This is a genomic window from Sulfitobacter sp. 1A12157, assembly GCF_043557345.1.
Lineage (GTDB): Bacteria > Pseudomonadota > Alphaproteobacteria > Rhodobacterales > Rhodobacteraceae > Sulfitobacter.
In genome coordinates, this window is record NZ_JBIFFV010000004.1 from 82,683 (window position 1) to 107,509 (window position 24,827).

General features: G+C 60.4%; 44 protein-coding genes and 1 pseudogene. 24 read left to right on the top strand and 21 right to left on the bottom strand.

The window, feature by feature from the left end; all coding sequences use genetic code 11:
• The first annotated feature begins 19 nt into the window (after positions 1-19).
• The 7 genes from ACGYLC_RS08985 (at position 20) to lpxB (ending at position 6,561) form a co-directional block, all read left to right on the top strand.
• On the top strand, positions 20-145 hold the full coding sequence (locus ACGYLC_RS08985; protein WP_269451576.1) for a hypothetical protein: 126 nt from the start codon (positions 20-22) through the stop codon (positions 143-145).
• Positions 146-340: 195 nt separating this feature from the next.
• Entirely contained in the window at positions 341-2,695 is a 2,355-nt protein-coding gene (gene bamA / locus ACGYLC_RS08990) for an outer membrane protein assembly factor BamA (RefSeq protein WP_394422670.1), read from the top strand.
• Positions 2,696-2,699: 4 nt separating this feature from the next.
• A complete protein-coding gene (locus tag ACGYLC_RS08995) occupies positions 2,700-3,284 on the top strand; it encodes an OmpH family outer membrane protein (protein WP_394422672.1) in 585 nt (194 codons plus the stop codon).
• 82 nt (positions 3,285-3,366) lie between these two features.
• On the top strand, positions 3,367-3,837 hold the full coding sequence (gene fabZ, locus ACGYLC_RS09000) for a 3-hydroxyacyl-ACP dehydratase FabZ (protein WP_271687454.1): 471 nt from the start codon (positions 3,367-3,369) through the stop codon (positions 3,835-3,837).
• Positions 3,834-4,616, top strand: coding sequence for an acyl-ACP--UDP-N-acetylglucosamine O-acyltransferase (gene lpxA, locus ACGYLC_RS09005; RefSeq protein ID WP_394402140.1), 783 nt, complete (start codon positions 3,834-3,836; stop codon positions 4,614-4,616). The genes fabZ and lpxA overlap by 4 nt, the downstream gene beginning before the upstream one ends.
• Entirely contained in the window at positions 4,613-5,413 is an 801-nt protein-coding gene (locus ACGYLC_RS09010; protein ID WP_394422674.1) for an LpxI family protein, read from the top strand. Before lpxA ends, ACGYLC_RS09010 begins: the two co-directional genes overlap by 4 nt.
• A complete protein-coding gene (gene lpxB, locus ACGYLC_RS09015) occupies positions 5,410-6,561 on the top strand; it encodes a lipid-A-disaccharide synthase (RefSeq protein ID WP_394422675.1) in 1,152 nt (383 codons plus the stop codon). The genes ACGYLC_RS09010 and lpxB overlap by 4 nt, the downstream gene beginning before the upstream one ends.
• 6 nt (positions 6,562-6,567) lie before the next feature.
• Here the strand turns inward: lpxB and mnmA are convergent, their stop codons facing one another.
• Complete coding sequence (gene mnmA, locus ACGYLC_RS09020) at positions 6,568-7,710, bottom strand: tRNA 2-thiouridine(34) synthase MnmA (RefSeq protein WP_394422677.1); 1,143 nt, start codon at positions 7,708-7,710, stop codon at positions 6,568-6,570.
• 120 nt (positions 7,711-7,830) lie between these two features.
• Here mnmA and ACGYLC_RS09025 point away from each other — a divergent pair, with 120 nt between their 5' ends.
• Both ACGYLC_RS09025 and ACGYLC_RS09030 read left to right on the top strand, forming a co-directional pair.
• Positions 7,831-8,109 carry a DUF1153 domain-containing protein gene (locus tag ACGYLC_RS09025; RefSeq protein WP_394422859.1) on the top strand — a complete coding sequence of 93 codons (279 nt, stop codon included), beginning with the start codon at positions 7,831-7,833 and terminating at the stop codon, positions 8,107-8,109.
• Between the two features lie 94 nt (positions 8,110-8,203).
• Positions 8,204-8,740: pseudogene (locus ACGYLC_RS09030) on the top strand (response regulator); the annotation flags it as partial.
• A 103-nt stretch (positions 8,741-8,843) separates the two neighbouring features.
• Here ACGYLC_RS09030 and ACGYLC_RS09035 read toward each other — a convergent pair.
• From ACGYLC_RS09035 to ACGYLC_RS09130, 20 genes are all read right to left on the bottom strand, one after another.
• Complete coding sequence (locus ACGYLC_RS09035; RefSeq protein ID WP_394422679.1) at positions 8,844-9,833, bottom strand: tyrosine-type recombinase/integrase; 990 nt, start codon at positions 9,831-9,833, stop codon at positions 8,844-8,846.
• The gene (locus ACGYLC_RS09040) at positions 9,827-9,985 is read right to left on the bottom strand and encodes a hypothetical protein (RefSeq protein ID WP_394422680.1); all 159 of its coding nucleotides are present in this window, start codon (positions 9,983-9,985) and stop codon (positions 9,827-9,829) included. Before ACGYLC_RS09040 ends, ACGYLC_RS09035 begins: the two co-directional genes overlap by 7 nt.
• Positions 9,982-10,332, bottom strand: a complete 351-nt coding sequence (locus ACGYLC_RS09045) for a hypothetical protein (RefSeq protein WP_394422681.1) — start codon at positions 10,330-10,332, stop codon at positions 9,982-9,984. Before ACGYLC_RS09045 ends, ACGYLC_RS09040 begins: the two co-directional genes overlap by 4 nt.
• Complete coding sequence (locus ACGYLC_RS09050) at positions 10,325-10,771, bottom strand: hypothetical protein (RefSeq protein ID WP_394422683.1); 447 nt, start codon at positions 10,769-10,771, stop codon at positions 10,325-10,327. The genes ACGYLC_RS09045 and ACGYLC_RS09050 overlap by 8 nt, the downstream gene beginning before the upstream one ends.
• A 66-nt stretch (positions 10,772-10,837) precedes the next feature.
• Complete coding sequence (locus tag ACGYLC_RS09055) at positions 10,838-11,191, bottom strand: hypothetical protein (protein WP_394422684.1); 354 nt, start codon at positions 11,189-11,191, stop codon at positions 10,838-10,840.
• Positions 11,188-11,352, bottom strand: a complete 165-nt coding sequence (locus ACGYLC_RS09060; RefSeq protein ID WP_394422686.1) for a hypothetical protein — start codon at positions 11,350-11,352, stop codon at positions 11,188-11,190. Before ACGYLC_RS09060 ends, ACGYLC_RS09055 begins: the two co-directional genes overlap by 4 nt.
• Positions 11,349-11,675 carry a DUF1364 domain-containing protein gene (locus ACGYLC_RS09065; protein WP_394422687.1) on the bottom strand — a complete coding sequence of 109 codons (327 nt, stop codon included), beginning with the start codon at positions 11,673-11,675 and terminating at the stop codon, positions 11,349-11,351. The genes ACGYLC_RS09060 and ACGYLC_RS09065 overlap by 4 nt, the downstream gene beginning before the upstream one ends.
• 196 nt (positions 11,676-11,871) lie before the next feature.
• A complete protein-coding gene (locus ACGYLC_RS09070) occupies positions 11,872-12,309 on the bottom strand; it encodes a hypothetical protein (protein WP_394422689.1) in 438 nt (145 codons plus the stop codon).
• A gap of 150 nt (positions 12,310-12,459) precedes the next feature.
• The gene (locus ACGYLC_RS09075) at positions 12,460-12,852 is read right to left on the bottom strand and encodes a hypothetical protein (RefSeq protein WP_394422690.1); all 393 of its coding nucleotides are present in this window, start codon (positions 12,850-12,852) and stop codon (positions 12,460-12,462) included.
• 6 nt (positions 12,853-12,858) lie between these two features.
• Entirely contained in the window at positions 12,859-13,350 is a 492-nt protein-coding gene (ssb, locus tag ACGYLC_RS09080) for a single-stranded DNA-binding protein (protein WP_394422692.1), read from the bottom strand.
• Positions 13,350-14,039, bottom strand: a complete 690-nt coding sequence (locus tag ACGYLC_RS09085) for a hypothetical protein (RefSeq protein ID WP_394422860.1) — start codon at positions 14,037-14,039, stop codon at positions 13,350-13,352. The genes ssb and ACGYLC_RS09085 overlap by 1 nt, the downstream gene beginning before the upstream one ends.
• 5 nt (positions 14,040-14,044) lie before the next feature.
• Entirely contained in the window at positions 14,045-14,890 is an 846-nt protein-coding gene (locus ACGYLC_RS09090) for an ERF family protein (RefSeq protein ID WP_394422694.1), read from the bottom strand.
• Position 14,891: 1 nt separating this feature from the next.
• Positions 14,892-15,089, bottom strand: a complete 198-nt coding sequence (locus ACGYLC_RS09095; protein WP_394422696.1) for a hypothetical protein — start codon at positions 15,087-15,089, stop codon at positions 14,892-14,894.
• Complete coding sequence (locus tag ACGYLC_RS09100) at positions 15,086-15,391, bottom strand: hypothetical protein (protein ID WP_394422698.1); 306 nt, start codon at positions 15,389-15,391, stop codon at positions 15,086-15,088. Before ACGYLC_RS09100 ends, ACGYLC_RS09095 begins: the two co-directional genes overlap by 4 nt.
• Positions 15,388-15,705: a hypothetical protein gene (locus tag ACGYLC_RS09105; RefSeq protein ID WP_394422700.1), complete on the bottom strand. Its 318-nt coding sequence runs from the start codon at positions 15,703-15,705 to the stop codon at positions 15,388-15,390. Before ACGYLC_RS09105 ends, ACGYLC_RS09100 begins: the two co-directional genes overlap by 4 nt.
• Complete coding sequence (locus ACGYLC_RS09110) at positions 15,702-16,028, bottom strand: hypothetical protein (protein WP_394422701.1); 327 nt, start codon at positions 16,026-16,028, stop codon at positions 15,702-15,704. The genes ACGYLC_RS09105 and ACGYLC_RS09110 overlap by 4 nt, the downstream gene beginning before the upstream one ends.
• On the bottom strand, positions 16,025-16,207 hold the full coding sequence (locus ACGYLC_RS09115) for a hypothetical protein (RefSeq protein WP_394422703.1): 183 nt from the start codon (positions 16,205-16,207) through the stop codon (positions 16,025-16,027). Before ACGYLC_RS09115 ends, ACGYLC_RS09110 begins: the two co-directional genes overlap by 4 nt.
• Entirely contained in the window at positions 16,204-16,377 is a 174-nt protein-coding gene (locus tag ACGYLC_RS09120) for a Lar family restriction alleviation protein (protein WP_394422704.1), read from the bottom strand. The genes ACGYLC_RS09115 and ACGYLC_RS09120 overlap by 4 nt, the downstream gene beginning before the upstream one ends.
• The gene (locus ACGYLC_RS09125) at positions 16,374-16,586 is read right to left on the bottom strand and encodes a hypothetical protein (protein WP_394422706.1); all 213 of its coding nucleotides are present in this window, start codon (positions 16,584-16,586) and stop codon (positions 16,374-16,376) included. The genes ACGYLC_RS09120 and ACGYLC_RS09125 overlap by 4 nt, the downstream gene beginning before the upstream one ends.
• A gap of 246 nt (positions 16,587-16,832) precedes the next feature.
• The gene (locus ACGYLC_RS09130; protein WP_394422707.1) at positions 16,833-17,291 is read right to left on the bottom strand and encodes a helix-turn-helix transcriptional regulator; all 459 of its coding nucleotides are present in this window, start codon (positions 17,289-17,291) and stop codon (positions 16,833-16,835) included.
• Between the two features lie 301 nt (positions 17,292-17,592).
• Between ACGYLC_RS09130 and ACGYLC_RS09135 the strand changes: the two genes are divergently transcribed.
• From ACGYLC_RS09135 to ACGYLC_RS09205, 15 genes are all read left to right on the top strand, one after another.
• Positions 17,593-18,444 carry a phosphoadenosine phosphosulfate reductase family protein gene (locus ACGYLC_RS09135; protein ID WP_394422709.1) on the top strand — a complete coding sequence of 284 codons (852 nt, stop codon included), beginning with the start codon at positions 17,593-17,595 and terminating at the stop codon, positions 18,442-18,444.
• Entirely contained in the window at positions 18,441-18,779 is a 339-nt protein-coding gene (locus tag ACGYLC_RS09140; protein WP_394422711.1) for a hypothetical protein, read from the top strand. Before ACGYLC_RS09135 ends, ACGYLC_RS09140 begins: the two co-directional genes overlap by 4 nt.
• Positions 18,776-18,979 carry a helix-turn-helix domain-containing protein gene (locus ACGYLC_RS09145; protein WP_394422712.1) on the top strand — a complete coding sequence of 68 codons (204 nt, stop codon included), beginning with the start codon at positions 18,776-18,778 and terminating at the stop codon, positions 18,977-18,979. The genes ACGYLC_RS09140 and ACGYLC_RS09145 overlap by 4 nt, the downstream gene beginning before the upstream one ends.
• A 119-nt stretch (positions 18,980-19,098) precedes the next feature.
• Positions 19,099-19,350: a hypothetical protein gene (locus ACGYLC_RS09150; RefSeq protein ID WP_394422714.1), complete on the top strand. Its 252-nt coding sequence runs from the start codon at positions 19,099-19,101 to the stop codon at positions 19,348-19,350.
• Entirely contained in the window at positions 19,347-20,159 is an 813-nt protein-coding gene (locus ACGYLC_RS09155) for a YdaU family protein (RefSeq protein ID WP_394422715.1), read from the top strand. The genes ACGYLC_RS09150 and ACGYLC_RS09155 overlap by 4 nt, the downstream gene beginning before the upstream one ends.
• Complete coding sequence (locus ACGYLC_RS09160; RefSeq protein WP_394422717.1) at positions 20,156-20,776, top strand: hypothetical protein; 621 nt, start codon at positions 20,156-20,158, stop codon at positions 20,774-20,776. Before ACGYLC_RS09155 ends, ACGYLC_RS09160 begins: the two co-directional genes overlap by 4 nt.
• 28 nt (positions 20,777-20,804) lie before the next feature.
• The gene (locus tag ACGYLC_RS09165) at positions 20,805-21,032 is read left to right on the top strand and encodes a hypothetical protein (protein ID WP_394422718.1); all 228 of its coding nucleotides are present in this window, start codon (positions 20,805-20,807) and stop codon (positions 21,030-21,032) included.
• Positions 21,029-21,262: a DUF2312 domain-containing protein gene (locus ACGYLC_RS09170; protein WP_394422719.1), complete on the top strand. Its 234-nt coding sequence runs from the start codon at positions 21,029-21,031 to the stop codon at positions 21,260-21,262. The genes ACGYLC_RS09165 and ACGYLC_RS09170 overlap by 4 nt, the downstream gene beginning before the upstream one ends.
• Entirely contained in the window at positions 21,259-21,402 is a 144-nt protein-coding gene (locus ACGYLC_RS09175) for a hypothetical protein (RefSeq protein ID WP_394422720.1), read from the top strand. Before ACGYLC_RS09170 ends, ACGYLC_RS09175 begins: the two co-directional genes overlap by 4 nt.
• Positions 21,399-21,575, top strand: coding sequence for a hypothetical protein (locus ACGYLC_RS09180; RefSeq protein WP_394422721.1), 177 nt, complete (start codon positions 21,399-21,401; stop codon positions 21,573-21,575). Before ACGYLC_RS09175 ends, ACGYLC_RS09180 begins: the two co-directional genes overlap by 4 nt.
• On the top strand, positions 21,572-22,111 hold the full coding sequence (locus ACGYLC_RS09185; RefSeq protein WP_394422722.1) for a hypothetical protein: 540 nt from the start codon (positions 21,572-21,574) through the stop codon (positions 22,109-22,111). Before ACGYLC_RS09180 ends, ACGYLC_RS09185 begins: the two co-directional genes overlap by 4 nt.
• A complete protein-coding gene (locus ACGYLC_RS09190) occupies positions 22,108-22,740 on the top strand; it encodes a hypothetical protein (protein WP_394422723.1) in 633 nt (210 codons plus the stop codon). The genes ACGYLC_RS09185 and ACGYLC_RS09190 overlap by 4 nt, the downstream gene beginning before the upstream one ends.
• Entirely contained in the window at positions 22,737-22,949 is a 213-nt protein-coding gene (locus ACGYLC_RS09195) for a hypothetical protein (protein WP_394422724.1), read from the top strand. The genes ACGYLC_RS09190 and ACGYLC_RS09195 overlap by 4 nt, the downstream gene beginning before the upstream one ends.
• Positions 22,950-23,100: 151 nt before the next feature.
• The gene (locus tag ACGYLC_RS09200) at positions 23,101-23,559 is read left to right on the top strand and encodes a hypothetical protein (RefSeq protein WP_394422725.1); all 459 of its coding nucleotides are present in this window, start codon (positions 23,101-23,103) and stop codon (positions 23,557-23,559) included.
• A 935-nt stretch (positions 23,560-24,494) separates the two neighbouring features.
• Positions 24,495-24,776 carry a hypothetical protein gene (locus tag ACGYLC_RS09205; RefSeq protein ID WP_394422726.1) on the top strand — a complete coding sequence of 94 codons (282 nt, stop codon included), beginning with the start codon at positions 24,495-24,497 and terminating at the stop codon, positions 24,774-24,776.
• Positions 24,777-24,827: the final 51 nt, after the last annotated feature.

The window sequence follows — 24,827 nt, forward strand, 5'->3', positions numbered from 1 at the left end:
CATCGAGAAGGAACCGGAAATGCACGTCTTGCAAGGAACATACCGCGGCCTGAGCCTGCTTTTGGACCTGAACTGGGACCGTGCCTTCTTTGGTGCGGCCATCGCCGCCGCGCTTTCCGCCGGGGCTTTCGTCGCCTCTCTCTGACCGCCTCCCCATGCCCTGAACGTGCGCATTTGAGCGTTATCGGCTCATGATGTCATTCCGGCCCAAGCTGCCGCATGATATGGACTATTTTTCCCGCCGTTGCTTTTGACAAACCCCGTTAACCTGCGTAGTCAGGTTGACAACAATGTCGTAAAAAAACGGGTCGGTGTAATGGGACTGAGGAACGAGGGCAGAATGCCCGTCGAATGGGCAGAGCGCAGCAATATCGGCAAGACCCTTCGGGGGGCATCGCTTTGTGTCATGTTGTCCGTCGCCTGGCTCGTGCCCGGCAGCCAAGCGCAGGCACAGCAATATCAGTTCGACACGGTCGTCATCGACGGCAACGAGCGGATCGGTGACAGCGCCATTCTGCGCCGCGCGGGCATCGGGCGCGGGCAGGCGGTGACGGGCGGTCAGCTGAACGACGCCTATCAGAACCTGCAAAACTCGGGCCTGTTCGAATCTGTCTCGCTTGAGCCGCAGGGCGGCACGCTGGTCATCACCGTGGTCGAACTGCCCACGCTGAACCGTGTCAGCTTTGAAGGCAACCGCCGCATCAAGGATGAGATGCTGGCAGAGCTCATCGGGTCGACCGAGCGCCGGGTGTTCAACCCCAGCCAAGCCGAACAAGACGCCGCCGCCATCGCGGAAGCCTATAGCAACGAGGGCCGCCTGTCGGCCCGCGTACAGCCGCGCATCATCCGCCGCGACCAGAACCGCGTCGATCTGGTGTTTGAGATTTTCGAGGGCGACAATGTCGAGATCGAGCGTCTGAGCTTTGTTGGCAACCGCGTCTATTCCGACCGCCGCCTGCGCCGTGTGTTGGGCACCAAACAGGCCGGTCTGTTCCGCCGTTTGGTCAAACGCGACACCTATGTCGAGGGCCGCGTCGAGGCCGACAAACAGATGCTGCGGGATTTTTACCTGTCGCGCGGCTATGTCGATATGCGGACCGAGGCGGTGAATGCCGAGTTGACCGAAGAGCGTGATGGCGTCTTTGTGGCCTATAACATCACCGAGGGGCAGCAGTTCCGTTTCGGCGAGGTGAAGCTGGAATCCGACGTGCCCGGCCTGAATGCGGCGGCTTACCGCGATTTGCTCAAGATCCGCCCCGGCGTGATCTACTCGCCCACTCTGATCGAGAATGACATCGCCCGGATCGAGCGCCAAGCGATCCGCGATGGTGTCGATTTCCTGCGCGTCGAGCCGGTGATCGACCGCAATGACCGCGATCTGTCGCTCAACGTGACCTACAGGCTCTCTCGTGGGGAGCGCATTTTTGTCGAGCGGATCGACATCGAAGGCAATACCACCACGCTCGACCGTGTGATCCGGCGCGAGTTCGACAGCGTCGAGGGTGACCCTTTCAACCCGCGCGAAATTCGCCAAGCGGCGGAACGCATCCGCGCGCTGCAGTATTTCGAGACGGCAGAGGTCAACGCCCGCCAAGGCTCCAGCCCCGAGCAGGTCGTGATCGACGTGGATGTCGAAGAGAAGCCCACAGGCTCGCTGAACTTCGGCGGCTCCTTCTCGAACAACGACGGTTTCGGTGTGGCGGTCAGCTTCCAGGAGGAAAACTTCCTCGGGCGCGGCCAGCGGCTGAATCTGTCGATCTCCACCGCCGAGGATGCCACCCGCTATGGCGTGACCTTCGTCGAGCCGCGCTTCCTTGGCCGCGACGTGGCGCTTGGCCTCAAACTGGACTATGCCGAGACCAATTCCTCCTACACCAGCTATGACACCGAACGTCTGGTGTTCCAGCCCAGCCTGACCTTCCCGGTGAGCGAGAATGGCCGTCTGTCGACGCGCTATACCTTTGAAGGGATCGAGATGCTGGAGCGGGATGATCAGACGGCAACGCCTGTTCCCCAAACCAACAGTGCCACGATCCAGAACGAAATCGACGCGGGCGCGCTCTTCTCCTCCTCCGTCGGCTACACCTATACCTATGACACCCGTCGCAGCGGGCTGGACCCGACGCAGGGCGTTCTTTTCGAGTTCGGGCAGGACTTCGCCGGTCTGGGTGGGGATAACGAATATATCAAGACCACGGCCAAAATCGCGGGCGAGAAACGTATCTTTAACGAGGAAGTCACCCTGCGTGCCACGCTCGAAGGCGGTGCGCTGTCTTGGAACAGCGGCACCAACCGCGCGGTCGACCGCTTTATCCTTGGCCCGTCCATCATGCGCGGCTTCGAGCCGGGCGGCATTGGGCCGCGCGACCAGAGCAACGGTGTGGACGACGCGCTTGGCGGCAACCTCTTTGCCGTGGCTCGTTTCGAGGCGGAGTTCCCGCTGGGTCTGCCTGAGGAATATGGCATCACCGGCGGCGTCTTCTATGACGTGGGCAACCTGTGGGATCTGAGTGACGTCAACACCACCGGCGGCAGCATCGTCGGCGAAAGCGGTTCGTTCCGTCATGTGATCGGCCTCTCGCTCTTTTGGGACACGCCGCTTGGCCCACTTCAGTTCAACGTCTCCGACGCGCTGAAGAAAGAGAGCTTTGACAAAGAGCAAAGCTTTGAGGTCACCCTGCGGACCACGTTCTAAGCCGATGCGCCGCGCTTTCATCCCCTTGGTGATGATGCTGGCTGGGGCCACCCCCGGCCTTGCGCAGCAGGCGCCCGGCACAGAGCCTCAGACAAACACGCCCGCCCCGGCGCGGGGCGGCGTGATCAGCCCGGTGCTCACCATTGATTCCGAACGCCTGTTCCGCGAGAGCGCCTTTGGCCAGCGCGTCAGCCGCGAGATCGAAGCCCAGAGCGAGGATCTGGCCACCGAGAACCGCGAGATCGAGGCGGCGCTTGAAGCGGAAGAGCGCGAACTTACCGAAAAGCGATCCCAGATGAAGCCGGCGCAGTTTCGGCTTTTGGCCGATGCGTTTGACGAAAAGGTTCAGCGCACGAGGGCAGAGCAGGCGGCAAAGAACCGGGCGCTGAGCGAGGCGCTGGATCTCGAGCGGGAGCGGTTTCTGGCGGCGGCGGCCCCGGTGCTGGAGCAGTTGATGCGCAATTCCGACGCGGCGGTCATTCTGGAACGGCGGCGGGTCTTCGTCTCTTCCTCCGCGATCGAGGTCACGGATGAGGCGATTGCGCTTCTGGACGAGACGATTGGCAGCGGGCTGGCGGACACCGAGTAGCCGCGGCACCCTGCCGCGATGCTTGCCCCCAGCCGTCCGAATTGGTAGCCCTTCAGCAACCTTCTGAGACAAAGGACAGTCCATGACCGAAGAGCTGCTGCGCGCCGATATCCAAATGATCCAGCGCATCCTGCCGCACCGCTACCCGTTTCTGCTGGTCGACAAGGTCGAAGAGATCGCGGGCACCCAGAGTGCTGTCGGCTACAAGAATGTCACCATGAACGAGCCGCATTTTCAGGGCCATTTCCCCGGCACGCCGATCATGCCGGGCGTGACCATCGTCGAGGCGATGGCCCAGACCGCGGGCGTGATGGTGGGCACGGCCCTTGGCATGCAGGACCGCGACATGCTGATCTATTTCATGTCCATCGACAAATGTAAGTTCCGCCGCAAGGTCGGCCCCGGCGATGTGCTGCGGATGGACCTCAAGACCCTGCGCGGCAAGCCTGGGGCGAAGATCTGGAAATTCGGCGGCGTGGCCACCGTCGAGGGCGAAATGGCCGCCGAGGCCGAGTTCATGGCGATGTTGGATCTCCCGCAGGACGCAGCATGAGCAATATCCACCCCAGTGCCGTGATCGAAGAGGGCGCGCAGATCGACCCCTCGGCGCGCGTCGGCCCCTTCTGTGTGGTCGGGCCCGAGGTCGTGCTGAAGGCGGATGTGGAACTGAAATCCCATGTCGTCGTCACCGGCCGGACAGAGGTCGGCGCGGGCACGGTGATTTTCCCATTCGCGGTGATCGGTGAGATCCCGCAGGATCTGAAGTTCAAGGGCGAAGCCAGCCGTCTGATCATCGGGGAGCGGAACCGCATCCGCGAACATGTCACCATGAACTGCGGCACCGAAGGTGGCGGCGGGGTGACCCGCGTGGGCAATGACGGGCTCTTCATGGCTGGCTGTCACATCGCCCATGACGCCGTGGTCGGCAATCGGGTCATCGTGGTGAACAACGCCGCCGTCGCCGGGCATTGCGTGCTCGAAGACGACGTAATCATTGGCGGGCTGTCGGGCATTCATCAATGGGTGCGGATCGGGCAGGGTGCGATCATCGGCGCGGTGACGATGGTGACCAATGACGTGATCCCCTACGGCCTCGTGCAAGCGCCGCGTGGTGATCTGGATGGGCTGAACCTTGTCGGCCTGAAACGCGCAGGCGTGGCGCGCAGCGACATCACGGCGCTCAGGGCCGCGTTCCAGATGCTGGCGCAGGGCGAGGGGACATTCTCGGACCGGGCGCGGCGTTTGGGAGACGAGACCCAAAGCGATTACGTCCGCCAGATCGTCGATTTCGTCATGGCCGACACGGGCCGCCATTTCCTGACGCCGAAATGAGCCTTGCGCTGATCGCCGGGCGCGGTGGCCTGCCCGCGCGGGTGGCGGCGGCGCAGGAGGTGCCGCCTTTGGTCTGCGCCTATGAGGGCTGCGCCCCCGATGGGCTGAAGGCCGATCTGACCTTCCGGTTGGAGACTTTGGGCAGCCTGCTTGCGCATCTTCTGGGCCTTGGCATCCGTGAGGTGTGCCTCTGCGGGGCGATTGACCGCCCTACGCTCGATCCTGCCAAGCTCGACATGCGCACCGCACCTCTGGTGCCGCAGTTCAAAGCCGCCCTTGCCGCGGGGGACAATGGCGCGCTTGAGGTGATCAAGACAATTTTCGAAGATCATGGCCTGCGGGTGGTCGGGGCCGATGAACTGGTCCCGGACCTGCTGGCCGACAGCGGTGTGCTGTCACGCGAACTGCCCGACGATCAGATGCGTCGGGACGCGGTGCGCGGCACGGCAGTGCTCGATGGGTTGGCTCGCTTGGACATCGGGCAGGCCTGCGTGATCGGGCGTGAACAGGTCTATGGGGTTGAGACCATCGGGGGCACGGATCACCTGCTCGCAACCCTGCCAGAAGCGGTACAGGGCGCGCGCGCAGTGCTCTGCAAAGGTCCGAAAACCGGCCAAATCCGTGAGATCGACCTGCCCACAATCGGCCCCGACACGCTGCGTGCCGCCCATGCGGCGGGGCTGGCGGGCGTGGTGGTCAAGGCGGGCGGCGTGATGCTGCTGGAGCGGGATGCTTGTGCGGCGCTGGCCGATGAATTGGGATTGGTACTGTGGGTTCGAGAGGGGGACGCGGGATGAGGGTGTTCATTCTGGCAGGCGAGCCTTCGGGCGACCGGCTGGGCGGCGCGCTGATGGCTGGGCTGAAAGAGCTTTGCCCCGAGGTGACATTCGACGGCATCGGCGGCCCGCAGATGATGGCTGAGGGGCTGGAAAGCCGGTTCAATATGGATGAGCTCAGCGTCATGGGGCTGGCCGAGATCCTGCCGAAATACCGCGCGTTGATGGCCCGGATCAACGAGACTGCGCAGGCGGTGATCGAGACAAGGCCGGATGTGCTCATCACCATCGACAGCCCTGATTTCTCACTGCGCGTGGCGCGGAAGGTGAAAGAGAAATCCGACATCAGAACAGTGCACTACGTGGCCCCGACCGTCTGGGCATGGCGCCCCGGCAGAGCGGAGAAAATGGCCCGTTCTGTCGATCACGTCCTCGCCCTGTTCCCCTTCGAACCGCCCTATATGGAAGCGGCGGGCATGGCCTGTGACTTCGTCGGCCACCCGGTGGTGGCCGAGCCCGTGGCAGATGACGCCGCCGCCGCGTCGTTCCGCGCCGAACACCGCCTCGCCGATGCGCCGCTGCTCTTGGCCTTGCCCGGTTCGCGCCGGGGGGAGGTCACGCGGCTGGCCCCGGTGTTCCAGCAGGTCGTCGCGCGATTGGTGGAGGCCGAGCCGGCCTTGCGCGTCGTGGTCCCTGCGGCATCCCCCGTGGCGGCTTTGGTCAAACAGGTCACGCGCAATTGGGCGGGCAATCCGCTGGTGCTGGACCCGCGCGACCAAAACGCCGAGGCGTTCACCGCGAGCAAACGCGCCGCTTTCCGCGCAGCGGATGTGGCGCTGGCGGCTTCGGGCACCGTGTCGCTGGAACTGGCCGCGGTGAACACGCCGATGGTCATCGCCTATGACATGAATTGGATCAGCCGCCAGATCATCGGGCGGATGCTGCGGGTGGATACGGTGACGCTGGTCAACCTCGTCTCGGAAACCCGCGTGGTGCCGGAGTTCATCGGCGCGAACTGCCGCCCCGGCCCGATTGCCGAAGGCGTCTTGCAGGTGCTGCGCGCGCCCGGCGCTCAGAAGGACGCAATGGCGCTGACGATGGCGCGTTTGGGGCAGGGGGGGGAGGCGCCCGGCCTGCGGGCCGCGCGCGCGGTGCTGGCACGGCTCTAGGGGCCGTCAGCCCCGGTGAATCCAGCCGCCGCCGAAGATACGTGTGCTTTCAGGGTCATAGAAAACACAGGCCTGCCCGGGTGAGACGCCTTCCTCGGCGGTGAGCAGCTCGACCTCGGCCTCCGTCTCGGAAATCGGGCGCAGGATCGCATCGCGCGGCGGACGGGTTGAACGCACGCGCACGGCGATGTTCCATTCCGCCTGCGAGGTCAGGGGCGCATCGCCCAGCCAGTTGATCTCGCGCACCGGGATTTTGCGGGTGGCGAGCATGGATTTCGGACCGACGACAACTTCTTTCCGCTCGGGGTCGAGCCTCACAACGTAGAGCGGATCGGCCAGACCCCCGATGCCGAGGCCGCGGCGCTGGCCGATGGTGTAGTGGATCACGCCCTCGTGGCTGCCCAGCACGTTGCCCTCGGTATCGACGATATGGCCCGGATCGGCGGCCTCGGGGCGCAGTTTACGGATCACCGCAGCATAGTCGCCGTTGGGGACAAAGCAGATGTCCTGGCTGTCGGGCTTGTCGGCAACCTCCAACCCGTATTTCGCGGCGAGCTTGCGGGTGTCGTCCTTGCTTGGCAGATGGCCCAGCGGGAAGCGCAGGTAGGAAAGCTGCTCTTCGGTGGTGGAGAAGAGGAAATAGCTCTGGTCGCGGTTGCCATCGGCGGCAGCGTGGAGTTCGGGGCCGTTCTCACCCATCTTGCGCTGGATATAGTGACCGGTGGCCATACAGTCGGCCTCCAGATCCTTGGCGGTTTCCAGCAGGTCTTTGAACTTCACCCGTTCGTTGCAGCGGATGCAGGGCACCGGCGTCGCACCGCCAAGGTAGCTGTCGGCAAACTCGTCGATCACGGCGTCTTTGAAGACGTTTTCATAGTCGAGCACGTAATGCGGGAAGCCCATCTCCTCGGCCACGCGGCGGGCATCCTGAATGTCGACCCCCGCGCAGCAGGCGCCCTTTTTGGCCAGCGCCGCGCCATGGTCGTAGAGCTGCAGGGTGACGCCCACAACGTCATAGCCCTCATCCTTGAGCATGGCCGCGACGACGGAACTGTCCACGCCGCCCGACATCGCCACGACGACGCGCGTATCGGCAGGCGCTTTGGCAAAGCCAAGCGAATTGAGCGGCGGGGTCTGATCAAGGGCCATGGGTCTCTCCGGAGTTTGTGCGCGAATATAGGAAAATCCTACCTAGTCACAAGGGCGGGCTTCACGCCGCGTTAAGGCAGGTGGGGGTTATTGGACGCCAAAACAATGGCGGATGATGCGATGTACCTGAAAAAAGTCGATGGACCACGGTCTGTTACCCTCGCTGACGGGAGCGTGATGTCCCGTGCCGATTTGCCAAGCGCCGAAACCCGCAGATGGGTCGCCTCGCGCAAGGCGGCGGTGGTGCGGGGGGTGGTCTATGGGCTGATCACCCAATCCGAAGCGCTGGAGCGTTACGGTATCAGTGATGAGGAATTTATGGAGTGGTTACATGCGGTTACCGAACATGGAGAGGCGGCTCTGAAGGCCACGGCCTTGAAAAAATATAGACAACTTTAAGTTGTTAATCTATCCTGTCGAGTATCGGTAACGGGTAGTTAACCTTTTTTGCTCAGGGTGAGCCCATCGTCCAAGATGAGCCGGAGTAACCGAAATGCGTGTATTGTTAGTTGAAGACGACCCGACGACCTCTCGCAGTATCGAACTGATGCTGACCCATGCGAATCTCAACGTCTACGCCACCGATCTGGGCGAAGAGGGAATCGATCTGGCCAAGCTTTACGATTATGATTTGATCCTGCTCGACCTCGATCTGCCGGATATGAACGGCCATGACGTGCTGCGCCAGTTGCGGCTCGCCCGGATCGAAACGCCGATCCTGATCCTTTCAGGCTCCGACGATACGGAAAACAAGCTGAGGGGCTTTGGTTTCGGCGCCGACGATTATTTGACGAAACCCTTTCATCGGGAGGAACTGGTCGCCCGGATCCATCCCATCATTCGGCGGTCCAAGGGGCATTCGCAATCCATCATCAAGACGGGCCAAGTGGCGGTGAACCTCGATGCCAAGACCGTCAGCGTGAACGATACCCCCGTGCATCTGACCGGCAAGGAATATCAGATGCTCGAACTCCTGAGCCTGCGGAAGGGCACCACCCTGACCAAGGAAATGTTTCTCAAGTATCTGTATCAGACCGTTTCATCCTTTATTTATAAAGGCTTGTCGGTTTTGGGGTTCAGCCCGGTAAAAGACCGGTAAAACTTTCCCCTTCCGTTCACGGGCCGTTCCAGCGTCATTTTCGTGCCTTCTGAGCCTCTTTCGCTCGCGCCTTCTGGCCCGCTGGCCCTGAGTACAAGCGCACCATTCCGGCGCTTGTGTGGCCTGTCAGCGCCTTAACGTGTTCGTCTGTCATGCCGGGCAGTGAGGCAATCTCAGAGGCCGCAGAATGGCGCAGAGCGTGATTGTCATAAGCCTCGGCCCCGATAGCCTTGCGCAGTTCCATCATGCGGTTATACGCGCTGTTGTACTTCATGGGGCGACCGTCTGGCAGGGTGATGATGTACAGCCCCCGGCGCTGTGTGGCGTCGAGCATATCCCGCAGGCGGTCGGTGAACGGAACGAATAGCCGCGCCTTGGTCTTGCTCTGAGTGACCCATATTCCCCCATCTTCAATGTGGCCCCACTGCATTGCCAGCACATCGCTGATGCGTTGCCCGGTGCCTAGCAGCATTTCAAATATCAGCAGCGTGTCAGGGTCAGCGGTATCGCGGGCGGCTTGGATCAGTTCGAGCGGCCAAGGCTGGCGCGGTGGTTTCTTGGTCTTGAGATGTTCAAAGCGCGGGTGAACGGGGTTGCGCTCTATCCACCCCAGCTTGATTGCGTGCTGCATGAGCACTGACAGCGCCCCTACGCGCCGCTTAGCGGTGGTCGGCTTGTCTGTCATGCTGTCGCGCATGTCATAGACGTGGTGCGGCTTAATTCGGGCAGGATCGTATGGGCCGATCTTCTCTTCGAGATAGCGAAACGATTGCCGGTAGCTTTTCTGCGTGTTGTGCGACAGCCCCTCCCACTTGGGCGAGGACAGGTAAGACGCGATCAGCTTCTTGACGGTGCGCTTGGACGTTGGAAGGGCGCGGCCACTCCGCAGGCGGGCATATTCCTGCGCGAACTCGGCGCTTGCCGGATCGTCGGGCATACGGTGCGAAACCCCGTCATGCCGATAGTACAGATAGCCGTTGCGGCCCATCCGGTAGACATATCTCGGCAAAAAGCGCTTCACCATTTGACGTTATCCAAAGTCACGCCTTTGACGGGCGCGCGGTCAAACTCAACCTCAATGCGCTTGCCTTCGATGATAACCTTGCGGACAATGCGACCCGTGGCCTCCCACTTGGCAACAAGGTCCATCGCCTTCTTGTCGGTCGGCTGGCTCATGCGTCCTTCCCTTCTTTCATTGCCCGTAGGATTGCTAAGAGCCATGCCCGCGCCGCGCTTTCCAAACTTACCGCCATAGTTGACGGCATGAATTCTTCCCGCGCCGGACCAATATGAGAAACGTAGCCGTTCACGTTTTCCTCGGCTCGCCAGTCCCAAGTCGGCAGCACCGCGTTGTGAAGCGCAAGGGCGGCGTCGAGGCTTCCGTTGTAGGCATCTGAGGTTAGGTAAACTTCGTCCATATTCTGCGTGATCGGGTAAATCGCCCGCTCATAAAGTGGCGAGAACTTCCCATCGACGGTTCCCGCCTCAACGGCTGCAATCAGGTCGTCTAGTGCGTTACTCATGGCTGTCCTCCGAGATAGCGCGTAGGGCGGCTCTTGCATCACGCGCCGTTTGTCCTGCGCTTGGATCGGCCCGCAGGTAGTCAAGTTCGGCATGGTCCGGGTCAATAAGCGCAAGCAAAAAGGCGCGGGTCAGGGCGTGATATTCGCCGCCGCCCTTGGGCCAATATCTATCGTAAGCACCACCGGCAAAGGCACCCGCAATTACCGCAGTCCTTTCCAGTTCGCGCTGTTCCTCGGTCAGTTTTTCGCCGCTCATAAATGCATCGACAGCGGCCAACAGCACCTTCGCCGCCTCCTGCGGCGTTATGGCAAGGGCGGCGATAGCGGCGCGGGCCATGTCCTCGTACTCGCCCCAGATAGTAGGGTCGTGGGTTGATGTGTCGTTCACAGCCTCGGCCATAACCTTCGCCACCTTCTCAACGCGCTCTTGCTCAGTCAAAACATCACCTCCATCACAACACACGCGGCGACGACTATCAGCGTCCCTATGATTGCGGCATCAGCATCAGTCATTGGTGTCTCCTTCGATAAGGGCGGCAATGTCTCGGTGTACGTGGTGCAGAGGCTTGCCATAGCTGCGGTTGCAGATGGTCATGGACTCTTTCACGCCATGCTCAAATCCGTCATTCCAGCCGATCACGAACGGGCGGTCTGAGCGCAAGCGGTCAAGGTCGTCACGCAGCGCCCTGATAGCCTCGGCATCTGCGTGTTTCTCGGTGCGCATGATGGCGTTCTCCGCCTCCAACTCCTTGATGCGCTCGGCTTGGGCGCGGAAGGTGGCCTGCGTTCCGTGCAAGCCATGCAGGCCAGCCATAGCGATTGCCCGCTCCACCGCCTCGCTTGAAATATCCACGGTCATGCTTCACCTCGTGCTTTCTTCAAATCAGCCAATAGCGCGGCCTTGTCTGCGGTCAGGCGTTCTATCACCTTCCACAGTCGGTTAATCTCGGCCTGCTTCTTGGCGTTGCGGCCCTGCTGGACAGACAGGTTGCGTTGCAAGACTTCGTTGGGCGGGGTCATTTCCATGTGCCTTTCTCAAATTGGCGGATCAGGGTGTTCCCCATTGCCCGCAATACATCGTCAAAGCCCCATTCCTCGCCGCCTGAGCGCCTATCAAGCGCATCGTGACACGCGGAACAGGCGAAGATGCCGAGATAGTCTGGCGGCTTCTGTGCGGTGCCTGCCCAGCCAAACATGCGGATATGCGCCAGCACGGTTGTTTCGGGGTCGTGGTTGCAGCAGGACAGGCGCAGTTGGCAGTCCTCGCCACGCGCTGCGGTGCGGGCTTTCGTGGTGCCTGCCGACTTGCGGCGCATGGGGGTGCGGCGGAGGGGCTTGTTCATGGGTTCAGCACCATGATTGCGCAGCGGACCACGGTGCATCCGCTATCCTTGGCCCTCTCCACATCGTGATGCGTTAGCGGCTCCAGCAGTCGCTGCCACGCTTCCATCTCGCTCGTGCCAATCGCAAGGCCGTTTGCTCCGTCCGCGATTCCTCCGTCCTGCATGATGCAGAATAGCATTTCATCTGGGTTCGGGATCACTGCTTATCCTCCGGCTGCGTAAGCACGACCCCTAGCCCGCGAAAGTGAGCCGCTACGGCGTCGAGGTATTGCGTTTTCTGCTTGGTCGTCATTTGGCGGGTTACTCCGAAGTCAAACGGCACCATCATCAGGCGCAGCTTTTGCTCATAGGGCAGGGGGCGGATCACGGCGTCATACTCTGCGGCAAAGTGTTCATTCTCGGCGCGTAGGATCGGGATGCCGAAATGCAGCTTGGCGTACCCACGAAAGCCCTCTGCGGTATCGGTGCCTAGCTGCTCAGCCGCTTCAAGCATCCACATGCGCTGCGTCCGGTTTTGGTCTTCGCTGCGTTTCTTTCCCTGCGTGATGCTCACGGTAAATGGCTGCTTACGCTCGCTTAGAAGGGCGATCAGGCTGTCTAGCTGCTGCTGGTTCGTCACGGTTCGCGTTGCCATCTAACTCCGCCTTTCGTCTGTCTTTCGCTGCGATAATATCGGGATCATGCTTGGCCTGTATGCCGATGCTGCCCTCCCACCATGCCCGCAACGCAGATACGCTGCGGGCGCTGTTTATCCGGCGGATCAGGTAGGCCCGCCCGTGGGGTGTCAAAACGGGATTTCCGTTTGCATGTGTCCGGCCACGGCTGACCGTACTAAGCCATGAAACGAAACCCGGTCGTATCGGTTCGTCATGTCAAACTTTCCCTCGTTGAAGACCCGCGCGGCATGTGCAATTGCAACTTCTGCCATGAAATACGGGCGATCACGCGTCACCAGCAGGTTCACGTCGCCTTTGCGGTATGACGTGAAATCGCTTTCATATTCGAGGCAATCAAGGTCAGGCATAAACCCGGCGTCTTCGGGTTCCTTTCCCCCATCCAGAAGGCAAAGAACGTCAATGTCATTGCCCTTGCCGCAAATAAGGCTGGACCCAACCAAGCAAACTTGCTCTGACGGGATGCCCAGTTGCTTCGCAATGCTGTATGTGTCAAACTGCATATCTCCTCACAAGTAACTGTAATTAAAGGGAATTTCGTCGTCTAGGTCACGACCGCTATTCGGGTTGCCGCCCCCGCCGTAGCCGCTCGGCGCGTCATAGTTGCCCGTGCTGCCGCTGTCATAGCCCTGCGATTGACCGCCGCCGCTCGGCCCGTCCAGCATCGTCAGGGTGCCGCCGAAGCCTTGCAGCACAACCTCGGTGCTGTACTTGTCCGCGCCGCTCTGGTCCTGCCATTTGCGCGTCTGCAATTGCCCTTCGATGTAGACCTTGGAGCCTTTCTTGAGGTACTGCTCCGCGATGCGAACCAAACCCTCTTGGAAGATGGCAACGCTGTGCCATTCGGTCTTTTCGCGGCGTTCCCCGCTGTCGCGGTCTTTCCATGTCTCGGAAGTGGCAATCCGCAGGTTGCAGACCTTGCCCCCGTTCTGAAACGTGCGGACTTCGGGATCGCGCCCTAGGTTGCCAATGAGAATGACTTTGTTGACTGATCCGGCCATTAGTATGCCTCTTGCTCTTGGGTTACGGTCACGCCAGCAATGGCGCGGGTCTTGTGGTTCCGCCGCACGTATTCATCGACAAAGGCAACGATTGCGTCGGGGTCGGTCTTGTAGATATCGGCCAGCGCGGTCTTGTGGCTGTCGATCGTGTAGCGGGTGACTGTGCGCAGCCCTTTGACCTGATCTTTCTTCGCAGCCTGCGCGGCCTTCTCGGCCTCAATCGCGGCATCTTTCGCTTGTTGAACTTCACGCTGTGCCTCAAGGTTGGATGCATCTGCGGCGCGGGCCTTTTCCTCAGCTTCACGGCGGGCCTTGTTCGCGGCCTCCCATGCTGCCCGTTCGGCGGCTTCCTTCTCGGCTTTCAGCTTGCGCTTGAAGGCATCGACGGTTGAGACAAGGCAGCCTTCAATCCGCTTGGCGTCCTCAATAGTCGGCTTCCACCGGTCCAACTCGGCCTGATACACGGCGCGGAGAGGGGCGGTCGCGGCCTTCTGGCCCTTCTCAAGCGATAGACGCCATTCCCGCATGGACTTGCGCAGGGCGTCTACCGCCTTCATCTGCGCTTCATTCTCAACGGGTGCGCCATCGGTCCAGTTGGCGGCTTCTTCGCGGTCGGCCTCGAAAGACGCGTTGATTTCGTCAATGGGGTCAGGGGGATTGTTCCCCCCAACTACCGCGCGTGGGTTCATATCGTTCACGTCAGGCTCCCTTCAAATTCTGGAATTTCATCGTCCAAGTCGTGGTTCGTCTGTGCGAGGCTCTGCTTGCGGAAGTCCTTCGCGGCCTCAACGTGAGCGGCCTTCTCAGGTGCCTTGCCGCGAAGCCAAGCCAGATCGGCCTTGAACTTGTCGCTGGTCCAAATGCCTTTCAGTCGGTCTTCGCTTTCAGCGCCTTTGATTGCAGCAATCATCTGATCGGCCACGGCTTCGGGGTTGGGGGCGGCTTGCTGTGCTGGCTTAGATTGACGTTGAGCGGGGGTGTTGTCGGTCACGCTCTGCGCGTCGTCATCTACCTCGGCGGAAAGACCTAGCGCGGCTTTGAGCGTGTAGCGTTGCAGGTACGTCACGGCGCTGCCTATAGCCTGAAAGCCGTTCTTGTTGCCCGACTGATCGGCCCCGCCCATCAGGGTAGTTTCCTCGACGTGGCCTGCGCGGTGCTGAATGATGCAAGTCACCTTTACCCCGCCTTGCCCCTGATCGGTGCGGAAGCGGTAGGAAAGACCATTTTTGGACAGGATCGGGTCAATGATCTTGGCGATGCCTGCCAGTGTCTCGTGCTTGTAGTGCGTCCGGCCTTTGCTGGACGTGAAGTCCACCGTTGAATCCTTGACGATTGGCGGGATTTCAGCGCGAGCTTGGGAAAGCGCGTCGGCAAACTGGCGCATAGCGTTCTGCCCGTCGATACGCTCTTTCATTGCAAGCATACGTTCCAGCTTGTCCAAGTCGCTGCTGGGGTCCATGGCGATCCGCTCAATCATATTGACCATGGGATCGGCGGGCAGGAAATGCTCTTGCGCTTCTGTCTTGGTTACGGCGTTCATGTCAAAATCCTCTCAGGGTGAAGGGCGTGTTCGCGTTGAAGTGCGCGAGGTTGGCTATCGACTTACTGGCGATATGCCCGCCGATCAGGCCCGCGACGGATAGCGCCAGACCGGCAACGAACATCGGCACGGTCAGCATCTTGCGCGGCTCTGTCTGCTGGCGCTGGACGTGTTCGGAGGGGTGGGAGCGGGTGATCATTCCAGCACCTCGCGAACTTTGATGAACCCGTGATGAGAAATCGGGGACGCGACCATTCGCAATTCGTCGATCCAGAATTCGCGCGGCTCTTTGTGTTCCTTGACGACGCGAAACTTGAGAACGTTAGACCAACTGGGCCGCTCATCGGCTGAGTTCCAGCCTGCGAGCATACGTTCGCGCCCTAGCTTGTTGGACCGGTCCTCATGCCAAAGGAATTCAACCTCGGACTTATCGTGCACGCCAGCGGGCTTCATGTCCTCGCCATTCCAGCGGTGCCATTTGCCATCATTATAATCGGTCACTGCATCACCTCTGCCATGCTCTCCGCTTCCAACCGCCATTCGTCGGCCAAGCGTTCAGCGTATCCGGTGACGTTCTCGCAGGCGTGGGCTGCGTCCTCGTATTCCTCGCGATCCCGGCGGGCGTAGAAGTCGCCTGCGCTGAGAATAGCGTCGGCAAGCTGGCCTAGGTCGCTGTCACCTTCATGCAATGAAAGCGCTTCCAGCAGGCGGGCAGACGTGGACTTGCGGTTGCCATTCCCGGCAAGCTGCGCGGCGGTAAGCACCGGGTCGCAGGCGCGGGGGATGTGGTGGGGGAATGTGCTGTGAAGGGTCATTGGTGGGCCTCCTTGCGCAGGCTCCAAGCCTCGTCAGCGAGATACCAAGCGCGATCTTCGATCATCCAGAACCGCTCAATCGGTTCACCGTGACGCTCGTGTATTCTTACGAATGCCTTGGGACCGCTAACCGACAGGACTTCCCAAAACAGTTCCGTCCAGCTACCATCGCCGTTAGAAAAGCTTTTAGAGACGGTGTAGAAATGCCCAGCTTCGGGCTTGTCGCCTTCATCCGCCATCATCCGAGCGGCTTCGCCTGCGGCCTTCATGTCGGCCCGTGCCTGCGCCATTTCGGCAGGTGTGGGGAATTGCCAGCCCATCATGCGTTCTCCTGTGCGTGCTGCGCCGCGATCTGGCGGCATTCCTGAGCGGTCCCGGTATGCTTGGCACCGCAGGGCAGTATCAGCGTGTAGCGGTCCTCTAGCGGGCTGTGCTGGTCCGCGGAGTAGCCGCCCGGTGCCGTGAACAGCCCGTCGCCTTGGCGGGTCCAGCGGGGGATCATTGGGTGGCCTCGGCGCGGGCGTTCCATGCGGCCACAGCGCTTTCCTTCGTAACCCGGTGCATTTCGATTTCGCATTTGGGGCATACAATCCTAAATAGCCGCGAAAATGGCGTCCGCTCGCTCTCAGGTGCCGCCCCACAGAAAGGGCATGTCTTGAGTTCGGCGCTCACAACCGCACCGCCTGCGCCGCACTAGGGGGCGTCTGCTCGTCGTCTACGCGGTGCCAGTCGAGGGGCGGCAGGTCATAGATGCTGGGGAGGTCTTGCTCAAAGCAGTCAACAAGCTGGTTGAGCGCTTCGGCGGTAAATCCCGCAGCCTCGCCAGCAGCAGTGATGTGCGCGAAGATCGGGGTGGGGTCGTTCGTGTCGGTGTGTTGCATTGCGTTCTCTCCTTGCCTTGTGGCTGGCCGTTGTGGCCTGTGCTATGGAGAGTATGTTAAGAAATTTAGCAATGCAAGACTTTTCTGCTAAAAATATTAGCTAGTCATATTAGCATTGACCCAAGGCAGGTTAATTGCCTAGCCTAGGACATTGGTACAAAGGGTGAACATTATGCACAGAATCGAACAACTGCGCGAGGGCGCAGCAGCGACAGGTTTTACAATTGATTTCTTGGAAGCGTTAACTCAGGGCTTGTCGCGCCAAGCGTTGCGCAAGGTCATCGGCAACGCATCGTCTATGCCTTCGTACATGAAGTCGAGCGACAGCCCGTATTTGTTGCGCAAGTCTAACGCGGCATTCAAAGACATGCGGTGAGTGCCAGCCTCCCAAAGGGAGAGGGCAGACCGCTTCGCCCCTATCGACTTGGCATATTCGTCTTGTTTCATGCCTAAGAGGTTGCGGTGCCACTTTAGGCGCTCGGCAATGTCAGAATAGGGGCGGGGCGTATCGGGTGTCTTTTCCATACTTCGCATGATGCCCTGCCAACAAAATTGGCGCAAAGCTGAACTGTTAGCTTGACCATTGCTAAATAGTTTAGCATTATGCGGGGTATGAGCAAAAAACCCGTCCATCAGATAATTGATGCGCTGACACCAGAGGCCATCATGGCCCGGCTCGGCGTATCCTTCCACATGATCCGACACGCCCGTACTTCGGGCATGTTCCCTGCTAGTTGGTATGACGACATTGAGAAAATGTCTCGTAAGGCTGGCATTGACTGCCCCCGCTCTTTGTTCAATTGGAAAACGTCTGCCAATAATGTTGGCACCCGCTCCAAGGATTGCAAGGGCGAGGTGGCGCAATGACGGTATCAGCATCCGAGGCGCAGCGGTACGTTACTGCGTCAGTTCCTCCCTGTGCCTGCCGTTGTCATGGCGGCGGGCCAACTACCCCGGTGGCGTTTCCTGCCGTCACCGGGGGTCTTTCTTTCGCATGGGGTGACGTATGAGGGGCTACACACTTCCGACAGGCAAAATCCAGATCAGCTTTAGCGGTGGTCGCACCAGCGGCTACATGCTGCACCAAATTCTTGCAGTGAACGGAGACTTCGACCCAGATCGGGTGCAGGTGGTCTTCTGCAATACGGGCCGCGAAATGCCTGAAACGCTCGACTTCGTGCAGGAGTGCAGTGAGCGGTGGGGCGTCCATATAACCTGGGTTGAATACCGCGACCACGAAGACCCGCGCCAGCGCTTCGAGATTGTATCTCACAACAGCGCCAGCCGCAACGGTGAGCCGTTTGAGGCGCTAATCCGCAAGAAGAAATACCTGCCCAACCAGCAAACGCGGTTTTGCACTTCGGAACTGAAAGTTCGCCCCGCCAAAGAATACCTTCTTAGCCTTGGCTGGGATAAGTGGCGGGCGGCAGTCGGCATCCGCGCAGACGAACCGCGCCGCATCAATCGTGAGCCTTTGAAAGAGCGCTGGCAGCGTTGGTATCCGTTGGCCGATGCACAAATCACGCGGCATGAGGTGGTTAATTTCTGGCGCAATCAGCCGTTTGACCTTGGCTTGGACGTGGTGAACGGGAACTCAGCCCTCGGCAATTGTGACGGGTGTTTTCTCAAATCCGAAGCGCATCAAGCCATGCTGGCCCGTGACTTCCCTGAGCGCCACGCATGGTGGGAGGAAATGGAGCGTTTGGCGGGCTGTCTGACCTCCAACCCTAACGGTGCACGCTTCCGCAAGACCTATACCAAGTCAGAACTGCGCGACTTCGTTGAGCGACAAGGGGATTGGATTTTCGACACGGAAGGTGCGCTTTGCCAAACCGATGGCGGGGAGTGCATGGGATGATTAGCAAGACATGCCCAAGCGCAACCTTCCGTATCTGGATTGGGGGCGACTACCAAGCCGCTCTTGCCGCCTGTCGTAGCTTCACCATGCGCGGCCTATGCGTATCGGTGCAGCCCGTCGATTACGTCTACACGATGGGGATGGAAGCGGGCGTTTGCGTAACGCTGATTAACTACCCGCGCTTCCCGCTCGACGCTAGCGAGATCGAAAAGACCGCCACAGAACTCGGACACTTTCTCTGCGAATGGCTTTGCCAAGGCAGCTTCACCGTTGAGGGGCCAAAGCAGACCGCTTGGTTTAGCCGCCGTGAATCCGACCAAACGGAGGACGCATGACCCAGACCGACCAAATCCTCTCCGCTCTCAAGGCAGGCCGTCACATCACGCCGATGGACGCGCTGCGGGAGTTCGGCTGCTTCCGCCTTGGGGCGCGTGTGTATGACCTCAAGCAAGCTGGCCACAAGATCCACACCGCCCGCGTCGAGACAGACACCGGGGCGCGGGTCGCAAGCTATTCGATGGAGGCGCAGGCATGATCTACCTCGCATGGCCCCACAAAGACCTGTCACCGAACAGCCGCAAGCATCGGCTGGCGGTTGCCCCTCTGCGTAAAAAGGCGCGGACAGAGGCCATGTGGGCTTGCAAGGCGGCTCATATGAACTTCGCGCACCTGCGGGACGTGGGCCTGCATCTGCGCATCACGTTCAACCCGCCTGATCGGCGGCGGCGTGACTTAGACAACATGCTTGCCAGCATCAAGCCTCACCTAGACGGCATATCTGACGTGATCGGCGTGGACGATAGCATGTGGGGGCTGACCCTCGTGCGCGGCGAAGTCGTCAAGGGCGGGGCTGTGAAGGTCGAGGTTGTGGACCGGGCAGGCACGACAATGACGGGGGCCGCATGAGTCAAGCACCTTCAATGCCGATGTATTGGGACGCCTATCTGGCCGACACAACGCATCTGACGACCGAAGAGCACGGGGCATACATGCTGTTGCTTGCCGCTATGTGGCGGCGCAATGGCTGGGTGCCTGACGACGACAAAGACAACGCCCGAATTCTCGGCCTGACCCCTGCCAAATGGCGCAAGATCAAGGCTCGCTTGCTGACCACAATTTCCGGCTTTCTGGTCGAAGATGGGATGATCTCGCAAGAAAAGCTGCTGAAAACTTGGAAAAATACGCAAGAAAAAATCGACAAGAACCGCGAGAATGGTGCCAAAGGTGGAAGGCCCAAATCGAGCAAAAACAAAGACATAGCAAAAGCGGACGGTTCTGTTTCGGTTAACCCAAACGAAACCATACCAGAACCAGAGCCAGAACCATATAAGATTGATGATGATAGCGCGGGCGCGGACCTGACCTTTCGCGAGAAGGTTTTGGTTGCCGCAGGCCATGACGCGTCTGGTGTCACAGCAAATGGCAAGATCGTCGGCAACGGGCCGGACTTCATGAGGTTCGACAAGGCCCGCCGTGAACTCTCTTTCAGCGAAGGCGATGCCCTAGAAATCGTGGCGCAGACGATGCGGCAGAAGGGCGACGGCCCGCCTAGCAGCCTGAGTTACTTCGTCCCCCCGATGCAGAAAATCGCCGGAATCCGTGACGCCCCGGCTGTCTCGGCAATCATTCCCCAGCAGGTGAACGGCGCGACCCGGCAGCGCATTCGCCCCGACCTCAACGCAATCTTTGCAACAAACCCGGAGTTGAACCGATGAACACCCGCGCCGAAGCACTGACAGACGAATTCACCCTCTGGCTCGACCGATACAGCCCGCGCCGCGCATTGCAGGCAAACGAGCAAGCGATGGCCGCAGAGATCAACGCCCTGATGCGGGTTATCCTCAAGATGGCCCCGGCCTCGGATTACCTTTCTTGGCTGGCGAAGGTCACGAACCAGCTTGACTACCAGATGAAAACCGCCGCTTGGCCGACCGTTGCAGAGGTTGGTGCAGCTTGCAGCAACATGAACAAATCGCAGGCTCTGCACTCTCAGCGCAAATTCCCCAGCCTTGACCCGGTTGCCATCGCGGCGAAGCGGATGAACGCGGGCGAGGACGTGGCCGATGGCTGGCTTTACGGGCGCGGTGCAGTTGAGTTGATCAAGTCCGGCGCGGTTAGCCGTGAGACGATGCGCAAGTACCGCTCGGCGCTGTTCTTCGCATATCGCGACCTTCTTGGCGAGGAAAAGGCGAAGCTGCGCGAGGCCGACTTTATTGCCCGCCATGAAGCCGCAGAAAGCCTTGATGCAGCCGCCACAGAGCCGCCGCGAGGTGAGCCGTTCAAGCGGATGCCGACAAGCCCCGATGACCAATACGCGGAAGTCTACGCATGACCCGCGCCAACCCCACAGGAGAGACAGCATGAATGTCGGATCAATCATTTTTTGGCGTGACAACAAGTTTGGGCATCACCGCTTTTGGGAGGTGCGCAGCATCCTTCTGGGCGCTGAGGGGCAAGAAAGCCTGATCGGCATTCGCAGCCTGAACTATGAGCCGGGAACGGATGAAACTGGCAGCCCCATCCCTGAGCTTATGGTTCCGGAGTGCCTGATCCGTGGCCTTGTGTTTAACCGGGAGGGCGCAGCATGACCGACCGAGTAGCAGCCGACGAACTCCGCGCCTTTGTGGAGCGGATCGAACGCCTCAACGCTGAGAAGGCCGACATTGCTGAGGCCACGAAGGATGTCTTCGCGGAACTCAAGGGCCGTGGGTATGACGCCGCCACTGTCCGCAAGGTAATCGCCCGCCGGAAGATGGACCGGGACGCCCGCGACGAAGGTGACGCCGTTCTCAGCATGTACGAGGAGGCGCTAGCATGACCGGACAATTCGCCCACTGGACCCGCTCTGACATAGCCCATGCCTTTGACGTTCACGGCTTTGACATGGCCCGCATCGCCCGGATGACAGGCCGCACCATCCGCGATGTGAAGGCTGTTCTCTGCGGGGTGCCAGCATGACGCAACTCAACCGCTATAACCCCGAAACACTCACCCCCGCCCAACAAGCGCAGATCGACCAGTGCAGCCGGATGCTGACGGACGGGGCCAACCCCAGCGACATGCGAGAGCTCGGTTTTGCGCAGGCCGCTATCGACGCGGCGATTAACGCAGCAGGAAAGGACAACGCATGAGCCACATCGGACTAATCGCATCTGACGAGCAGGTACACGCCCACAGCGGCGCAGCGGCATCGCGCGAAATGTGGCAGGCCGTTCTGCACCGGGCATTCATCGACGCCACCTATGACGGGCCACAGGAGGCAGAGCAGCGCGAACAGCAAGAGGCGCACAACTGGATCAGCCGATGCGGGCAAGACTTCCGCACGGTCTGCGACCTCGCCGGGATGGACGCTGAATTTCTCAGCAACTGCTATAACGCAGGCCGGGTGGATCGCCACTTGCTGAAAGGCAAAGAGGAATGCCGCACAAACGTGAACCTGCCGCGCGGTGCAATCACTCAGGCTGTTGTGGACTCCGTAAAAGGCGAAATGACACCGCAGGAAATCGTCGGCGCGGTGCAGAAGCGATATCCCGACCTACCCGCTCCGAGGGTGGGGGATATCCTCCGGCACTCTGCGCTTAGAACAGGGAAAGTCGTCAGGCGGAAAGACGGCGATGCTTGGCTGTATTCCCTTCCCGAAGCAGCAGCACAGGAGGCAGCGCAATGACCGCAATGATCCGCCATCACACCACACAAGCGCACATCAAGGCAGCAAGCAGCACCCCGGCATTCACTCTGCGCAATGATCCGGCACCCGAAGGGCTGGAGGATTGGCTGGCCGCGAAGATGCGCGAGGATGCACAGCGACCGAAAACCAAGGAGCCGAGGGCGACACCCCGGCAGCAGCAGATTGCGGACCTCATGGCAGATGGCCGCGAGCGCACAGCGTCTGATGTTGCAACGGCTTTGGGCCTTTCCGGTCGGGCGGGGATAGAGAGCGCCCGCGCGGCATTAAGCGCCCTGCACAAGCAAGGTACCCTTGCGCTTGGGTTTATCTGCAAGGGCCAGTTGAGGATTAGCGTCTGGCGCTTGTCTCAGGGAAGGCCCAGCACCGCCCGCGAAGCCATCATGGGTGCCCTATCGGACGGGGATCGCCTGAGCCTCGCTAAAATCGTCAAACGGTCTGGCTTTCTCAGCAAGAACCCCATGGCCTCGCTAGACACCACCCTGCGCCGGATGCTGGCAGAGGGCATCGTTACGCGCGGGAAATACGGAAGCTGCTACGAGTACCAGCTTGCCCACGTCTCCTGCAAGGACCGGATAGCGGCGGCAAAGGCGGAGGCTGACGAAAAGTGACCCCCGCCGAACTGAAAGCCCACAACGCGCAGCAGGCCCGGACGATCAAGCGGCAGTGGGTAGAGATGGCCGCACTCAAGCGGCGAGTGGCAAAGGAGCGCGGGCGCAATGCCCCGCTTCAACGGATGGTGGACTTCCTGCAAGCGCGGGTGGCCGAACTGGAAGACCCCAAGGGGCAGGCAGAAAGGTTTTTCAAAGATGGCGAGTAAGGCAGAGCGACTACGGACCAAGCGGGCGAGAAAGGCGCTGCCCGCGTTGGCTCCGATTGAGAAGAAGCAGCCGCACCGGGTAGGGGGTAAGTTCGCCCGCGACGACGACCCGCGAAAAACGGCTCTTACAGCACGACAAAGGCGGTTAGCTATGGACGACTACCGGAAAGACCGAGGGCGCGTCACAGACCCGCTCCTAGGCGCTGAAATCGGCTATGTGATCCGACATGAGTGCAAAGAGCGCGAGGCAGCGCAGCTTTGGGACGTTTGGCAGCAGTATTGCGCGGCACAGCGGGCCTACCGGATGCGCATTCTCGGCACGACCGGAGAGCCCAAGGGCGCGGCGATCCAAATGGTTCCAGATGCCATGCAGGCTGACACGTCTATGCGGGTTGATATGCGCAGCGACGACGAGCGAGACCGTCAAGCGGTGTCAGGCTATATGCGGTGGAAGGGCTGGCTATGGTGCCTCACTGCGACAGAGCGCGGGCTGATCCACCATGCAGAGCGCGGCACGGGCAAGGTGTTGTGGGGTGATGGCGAGCCTACAAGGGAGGGTATTGCCACACTAGATGCGCTAAAGAACCTTTCGGAGCGCACAAAGGCTTGATCCGCGATCCCACCGGTGTTATAATCGCGAGGCGTCGGGCAGATATTAGACCCGGCGCTTTTGATTCAAGCCGCTTTCTTGACAGGTGGTGGCGTCCGGTAACGCTAGCTGAAAGAACCGGACAGAGGGCAGGGCCGCGCGAGGCTTCGCTAACCGGACCCCTCGTAGCTTACCATCTGTCAAGAGCGCGTCTGGCATTACCCCATGTGGCAGCATGATAACCCGGCAAACGTCAGTAGCATAAGCTGGCCGGGGCGCGTCTCAACATAGCCGCATTGATGCGGTGCGATAGGCCGACAGGGTACGTGATTAGGACCATCCTGTTACGGGTAGGGTCGCACCTCATGAGTGTGGACGTATTTCAGACCGGCCTGCGGGCGGCTGTTATAAATCGCATACAGCGGGGATTGCGTCCCGTGTCGCACGCTCAACCTGTCCGCCACTGCTGCCCCTGATCGCGGCACGGCGTATCACTCGATCAGGCACAGGCGCTGACCCCGTACAGGCAGCGCGACATTCATTCGCTGCTATGAACCGCTTGGGCAAAGGCAGCAACGGGGCGAACGCAAGGCCGCTATCCCAAGCCATGAGCCGGATACCCCACACATTCTGCGTTGGTGTAGCTTAGTGGTAAAGCAGCGGTCTCCAAAACCGTGAACCGGGGTTCGATTCCTCGCACCTTCGCCAACATACGACACGCGCCTCTGCACTTGGCTACGGCCTCGGACATGCGCGGGTCATCTAACACTCGGGACAGGCAGACCCTTCGCGGGTGGTAAAACTTGCGTAAATCTGCCTCACAATTCTTAGCATGGATGCTGACATGGATGGCACCATCCATTTTTCTCAGCGCACATAGGCGCAGCGCGGCGGCGATACGCAATCACACAGTAACAGCAAGAGGCGCGACCGCTCAAACCGGCGCGGCAATAGCTATGTCCGATAATAAAATAGGGGCTGACAATTTAGCCAAGCGCAAGGGCGCAGGTAGGCCCAAGGGCAGTAAGAACAAAACAACTGCGACCGCCAAGTCTATCATCGAGGAAACGGCTGACCGCTTAGGCGGCGCTAATCGTCTAGTGAAGTGGGCGCAGGAAGCCCCCGAGAATGAGCGGGCGTTCTGGGCTACCATTTATCCCAAGCTGCTGCCACTCCAAGTTAACGCTGACGTTGCAACCACGGTTATCCGCAAGACAGTGTACGAAGCCAAGCCTTGAGCGAGCTAGAGCTAGAGTTCCGCGTCCGATGGTATCAGCAGGAATTCCACC